Source organism: Streptomyces sp. SID3343, assembly GCF_009865215.1.
GTDB lineage: Bacteria > Actinomycetota > Actinomycetes > Streptomycetales > Streptomycetaceae > Embleya.
The window spans coordinates 1-5,109 of record NZ_WWJX01000824.1 but is presented as its reverse complement, the minus strand read 5'-3'; the positions used below and the strand labels follow the sequence as shown (position 1 = coordinate 5,109).

Sequence of the window (5,109 nt, the reverse complement as noted above, 5' to 3'; positions counted from 1 at the left end):
CGTTGGCCGCCCGGGCGTGCAGCGGCCACGCGCCCAGGGTCTGTGGTCGGCGGCGGCCGAGGACGAGGTCGGCGTCGCCCGCGAGCACCGGATCGGCGACCCGCGGCAGTTCGCGCGGGTCGAGCGACGCGTCGCAGTCGCAAAAGCACACCACCGGCGCGGTCGCCGCGAGCAGCCCCGCGTGGCACGCGGCGCCGAAGCCCCGGCGGTCCTCCACGACGACGGTGGCGCCCAGTGCGCGGGCGAGTTCGGCCGATCCGTCCTGCGAGCCGTTGTCGACGACGACGGCTCGATAGCCGGCCGGCATTCGGCCGAGTACCCACGGAAGTGCGGCGGCCTCGTCGAGGCACGGCAAAACGACATCCACGAAGTGCGGTGATGAGGCGTCCATGACGCTCACGCTAAGTAGGCGAGGGCCGCATACCCGGGCTTGACGTGCTTACGAAGTGCTGACGTCGCCACGATTGGGCCAGGTGGCTTACGAGGGTCTTACGGATGTGGCCTCGGGTCCGATTCGCCCCCGTTCACCCATCTACCGGCACCCACCCGCACCTACACTCGCCGACATGAAGGTGCTCGTCGTCGACGACGACCCGACCGTGGCCGAAGTCGTCGTGGGCTATCTCGAGCGCGCGGGATTCGCCACCGCGCACGCCGCCGACGGGCCGTCCGCTCTTGCCATGGCCTTCGCCGAGATGCCCGATCTGGTGGTGCTGGATCTGATGCTGCCGGGCATGGACGGTCTGGACGTGTGCCGTCGGCTGCGCGAGCGCGGCCCGGTACCGGTGGTGATGCTGACCGCGCTCGGCGACGAGGGCGACCGGGTGTCGGGTCTGGAGGTCGGCGCGGACGACTACGTGACGAAGCCGTTCAGTCCGCGGGAACTGGTCTTGCGGGTGCAGTCGGTGCTGCGTCGGACCGCGGCGCCGCCGACGGCTGTCGCGGCCGCCCCCGCGGTGCTGCGGCACGCCGACGTCGAGGTGGACGTCGCGGCTCATCGGGTGTTTCGGGGCGGGCGCGAACTGTCGCTGACCGCACGCGAGTTCGACCTGCTGTGCTTCTTTCTCGGCAACCCCGGGCGGGCGTTCTCCCGGGACGAGTTGATGCGGCGCGTGTGGGGCTGGGAGTTCGGCGACCAGTCGACGGTGACGGTGCATGTGCGCCGGCTGCGGGAAAAGGTGGAGGACGACCCGGCCGCGCCCCGGCTCCTGGTGACCGTGTGGGGCGTGGGTTACCGCCTGGAGGTCGAACCCATATGCCGCTGAGGGATTTCGGGTTGATCTGTGTGATCGCGGCGGGCTGCGGCCTCGGCGTCGCGCTGCTGGGCCTGCTCGGCCTGCGCGCGGTCCGGCAGCGCCCCCTCGCGGTCGCCCTCGCGGCGTTGTCGATCGTGACGATCGCGACCATGGCCGCCGGCACGGTGGGTGTCGCGCAGGCCATGCTGCTCTCGTCGCACGACCTCACCGTGGTGATGGTCGTGTGCGCGGTCTCGGCAGTACTCGCGGTGGGTGTCGCGGTGCTGCTGGGGCGGCCGGTGGTGGCCGACGTCCGGGATTTGCGGCGAACCGCACGGGAGTTGGGCGACGGCGGGACGGTCCCGAGCGGCGGCCCCGGTTCGGGCGGCGGTGTCGATTCGGGTGGCGGTCCGACCTCGGCGGCGAGTGTCCCGAGACGGATCTCGACCGTGGCGGAACTCGCCGAGTTGGGGCGGGAGTTGGATCGGGCCGGGGTGCAACTGGCCGAGTCGCGCGAGCGGGAGCGGGCGGTCGAGCACGCCCGGCGGGAACTGATCGCCTGGATCTCGCACGACCTGCGTACTCCCCTCGCGGGTCTGCGGGCCATGGCGGAGGCGCTGGAGGACGGCCTGCCGACGGATCCGGCCCGGTATCACCGACGGATCAGGACCGAGGTGGACCGGCTCAGCGCGATGGTGGACGACCTCTTCGCGCTGTCCCGGATCCAGGCGGGCGCACTCAAGCTCACCCTGGCCCGGATGTCCCTGTACGACCTGGTCGCCGACGCGATGGCGGGCACCGAGGAGTTGGCCCGGTCGTGTTCGGTGCGGGTCGCGGGCGAGGGGATGGTCGCGGTACCGGTTCGGGTGGACGGGCGGGAGATGTCGCGGGCCCTGACGAATCTGCTGGTCAACGCGATCCGGCACACGCCGTCCGACGGAACGGTGGCGGTATCGGTGAGCGAGGCCGCGGGCAGGGTCGTGGTGTCGGTGACGGACGCGTGCGGCGGTATCCCCGAGGAAGACCTCCCCCGCGTCTTCGACACGGGCTGGCGTGGCACCCACGCGCGCACGCCGTCACCGGGCGGCGGAGCGGGTTTGGGCCTGGCGATCGTCCGCGGGATCGTCGAGGCGCACTCGGGCCACGTGGCGGTGGCGAACATCGGGGGCGGGTGCCGCTTCGAGGTCCACCTGCCTTTGCTGGGGGCCGCTGGGCCTTGACGGGTTGCGGTCTTCGCCTGTGGCCGTGGGTTCGTTCCCTGGGCCTGCCGGTCACGGTTGCGGTTCGGTCGGGCCGGTCGTGACGTGGTTCCCACCCGCTCGTGCGGGCCACAGCTTTGACGGTCTCCTCGACGGGAGTGTTCGGGCCGGTTCGTCGTTCGGCGTGGCATGGGGTTCATCCCCCGCGGACGTTTTTCGACGTGGCTCGGCGAGCATGCGGTGGATCGCCACGGACAGGACGGCGCAAACGGCCGCGCTCACCCACAGGACCGCCTGCCATGCGTCGGTGAGTCCGTGAGTGACGAAGTCGGTGAAGGCCGGTTGGATCCCGGGCGGCAGTTCGGACAGCGGACCGGTGAGGTCTCCCGCGTTGACACTGTTGACGAGTCCCCCGGCCGATCCCCGATACGCGGGGAATGCTCCCAGGTCGTCGTCGAGTCGAGCGCGAGTCACGTTGACCAGCGCGGAGCCGGCCGCGGCGATCACGACGGCCTCGCTGCCCAGTCGAACCGTGTTGAGAAAGCCCGCCGCGGTTCCGGTGGCCTCCGGTGCGACCACGGTCAACACCGCGCCGTCGACCAGGCCGAAGTTCAAACCGACGCCCGCGCCCAAAACGATCAGCGGGCCGGCGAGTGTCGCTGTGTCGACGCCGGGCCGCAGGACCGCGGCGAGCCATGCGACGCCCGTCGTCAGGCACACCAGGCTGAGTCCGAACACGGCCCGCGTGGACAGCCCCCACCGGACGAGCCGCCCTGCCAGGAGCGGGGTGAGCAGGATCGGGAGGGTCATCCACAACATCGTGACGCCGGCCGAGCGGCTGGAGGAACCATTCGATACCAGGAGGTAGTTCGGCAACAACGGCAGCAGGATCACGAACGAGATCAGTATCGCGTGCAGGCCGAAGAACGCGCGCCATCCCAGAGCGTCGGCCAAGGCTCCGGCCGCCATCGCGCCCATTGCCAGTCCGGCGCCCGTCACGATCCCGACCGCGGCGAACACCCGGGTGCGCGCCGGGCCTTCGAAGGACACTCCCACGCCGGCGAGTACGGCGACCTCCTCGCGGCGCAACCCCGGCGTACGTCGCCCACTGCCGGCGGGCATGCCCATCTCCTCGGGTGTCACCCGGGCGCGGCGCGAACGCAGGAACTCCCGGATCTCGGCTCGGCGTCGGTCGCGTGCGTCCGCCGGGAGCCGGGAGATGTCCATCCGGTCAGTTTGAAGGTCGACTCGCCGCGCCGAGCATCACGCGAGAACGGCCTTGCCGGCGTCGGTCCGGAGCACCGGGCGAGCTTCGGCCGTCGCGAAGTCATCGCACCGTGTCGACCTCCGCGGAGGCTTTCGGCGGGGGCGGAAAAGCGGTGCTCCGCGAGCCGGCTTCCCCCTAATTCGCCCTGCAGACATCCTGGTTGGCGTCTCGGGTGACGGGCTTGATCGGTGGCTTCGACGGCTCGGCAGGTGGGCTGCCGGTCGCGCTCGCGCTGGTGCGTTTTCCGGGTGCCTTGGCCGTGGGCTTGTGCGGTACGGCCGGCCTGGTCGGCTCGACCGCGGCGGACGCGGTGGGGGTGGCGGGGGTGGCGGCGAGCTTGCGGCTTCCGTCGAGCGGGTCGTCGCGGTTGATCGCCTCGAACAGTCGGCGCGCGTCCGGTTGTACGAGCGCGACCCGGTTCGTGTCGTCCGGCGGGTTGTACACCGGGATGTGCGCGAACGTGATGTCCTTGGTGTCCAGGTTCCCGAGGCCGCGTGCGAGTTCGACCAGGTCCTTCACCGAGTCGAGCCCCTCGTCGGCCCGGATCGACTTGGTCAACGCGTCGGCGAGGCCGAAGAGTTTGGTCGGGCTGGTGAGCGTGTCGCTGCTGCGGATCTGGCGCGCGAGCGAGGCCATGAACGCCTGTTGCCGACGGATCCGACCCAGATCGCTGCCGTCCCCGCCTACCGCGTTGTCGTGCCGAAAGCGCACGTAGTCCAGTGCCTCCCTGCCGTCCACCTTGCGCCGCCCGGCGGACAGCGAGATGTGGCCCTGGCGATCCTGCACGTTGCCGGGCAGGCAGATCTCGACGCCGCCCACCGCGTCGACCATGCCCTTGAAGCCCGCGAAGTCGATGATGATGTGGTGGTCCACCCGCATGTCGGTGACCTTCTCGACGGTGTTGCGGGTACACGCGGCCCCGCCGACCTCGAAGGCCGAGTTGAACATGACGCGGCGACGGGCCTCGGAGCGCGTGCCGTCCTTGGTCACGCACGAGGGGATGTCGACCAACAGATCGCGCGGGATGCTCATCACCACCGCGCGCCTGCGATCGGACGTCAGGTGGACGAACAGCATCGTGTCGGAGCGCTCGCCGATGTCCCCGCCGCCACCGAGCGCGCGGTTGCCGCCGGCGCGCGAGTCCGAGCCGATCACGAGCAGGTTCATCGGCTTGCCCGTACCGTTGCCGCCCGCCTGGGGACGGTCGGCGTTGAGCTTGCCGTCCACCGCGTCGGTCTTGATGTTGCCGTTCAGGCGTTGGTAGGCGACGTAGGCGGCCGAGATCCCGGTCAGCAGGAGGAGCGAGACGCCGATCCCGATCGGGAGGAACACCCTGCGCCGACGGTTGCGTTTCTTGCGGGCCCGGCGGGCGGCGGCCCGCCCCGGCCCGGACGGGAGGCCCGAACCG

At 71.0% G+C, this 5,109-nt stretch carries 5 protein-coding genes; 2 read left to right on the top strand and 3 right to left on the bottom strand.

The features are described 5' to 3' along the window. Window positions 1-391 (bottom strand): glycosyltransferase family 2 protein (locus tag GT354_RS25855; RefSeq protein WP_161358778.1); only part of this gene is annotated, 391 nt, incomplete at its 3' end. Between the two features lie 175 nt (window positions 392-566). On the opposite strand from GT354_RS25855, the gene GT354_RS25850 reads away from it, so the two are divergent. Together GT354_RS25850 and GT354_RS25845 are read left to right on the top strand one after the other, a co-directional pair. Then, window positions 567-1,265, top strand: coding sequence for a response regulator transcription factor (locus tag GT354_RS25850; protein WP_161358777.1), 699 nt, complete (start codon window positions 567-569; stop codon window positions 1,263-1,265). Then, the gene (locus GT354_RS25845; protein WP_202512292.1) at window positions 1,256-2,455 is read left to right on the top strand and encodes a HAMP domain-containing sensor histidine kinase; all 1,200 of its coding nucleotides are present in this window, start codon (window positions 1,256-1,258) and stop codon (window positions 2,453-2,455) included. The genes GT354_RS25850 and GT354_RS25845 overlap by 10 nt, the downstream gene beginning before the upstream one ends. Window positions 2,456-2,506: 51 nt before the next feature. Here GT354_RS25845 and GT354_RS54500 read toward each other — a convergent pair whose 3' ends face one another. Both GT354_RS54500 and GT354_RS25835 read right to left on the bottom strand, forming a co-directional pair. After that, window positions 2,507-3,661, bottom strand: coding sequence for an MFS transporter (locus tag GT354_RS54500; RefSeq protein WP_161358776.1), 1,155 nt, complete (start codon window positions 3,659-3,661; stop codon window positions 2,507-2,509). A gap of 175 nt (window positions 3,662-3,836) precedes the next feature. Further along, a partial coding sequence (locus GT354_RS25835; protein WP_237535453.1) for an LCP family protein occupies window positions 3,837-5,109 on the bottom strand: 1,273 nt, incomplete at its 5' end.

What these genes read in the sequence shown, in the direction of transcription:
- GT354_RS25845 (WP_202512292.1), top strand. Translation starts at nt 1,256, where the DNA reads ATGCCGCTGAGGGATTTCGGGTTGATCTGTGTGATCGCGGCGGGCTGC.
- GT354_RS25850 (WP_161358777.1), top strand. Translation starts at nt 567, where the DNA reads ATGAAGGTGCTCGTCGTCGACGACGACCCGACCGTGGCCGAAGTCGTC.
- GT354_RS54500 (WP_161358776.1), bottom strand. Translation starts at nt 3,661, where the DNA reads ATGGACATCTCCCGGCTCCCGGCGGACGCACGCGACCGACGCCGAGCC.